The organism is Jeotgalibacillus marinus, assembly GCF_040801915.1.
In the GTDB taxonomy this organism is placed as follows: Bacteria; Bacillota; Bacilli; order Bacillales; family Jeotgalibacillaceae; genus Jeotgalibacillus; species Jeotgalibacillus marinus.
The window spans coordinates 1-240 of record NZ_JBFMIA010000274.1 but is presented as its reverse complement, the minus strand read 5'-3'; the positions used below and the strand labels follow the sequence as shown (position 1 = coordinate 240).

Here is a 240-nt window from a genome sequence, read left to right as displayed (position 1 = left end):
ATGATCGGGGACGTCCTGTCTTTCCTGAGGGCATGGATCATGACTCGAAGGGGCCGCGGCTTCACCTTGATCGAGTTGCTCGTGGTGATTTTCATCATCGCCATGCTCATCGCCTTGCTGCTGCCGGCCGTGCAATCCGCGCGGGCATCGGCCCGGCGGTCCCAATGCATGAACAACCTCAAGGAAATCGGCCTGGCGTTGCAGAACTACGTCGATACGCACGAGGCCTTGCCGCCTGTC

General features: G+C 60.4%; 1 protein-coding gene. It reads left to right on the top strand.

Annotated elements, in window-relative coordinates:
- Positions 1-240, top strand: a 240-nt coding sequence (locus AB1471_RS17835; RefSeq protein WP_367781052.1) for a type II secretion system protein, incomplete at its 3' end; no start/stop codon positions are given.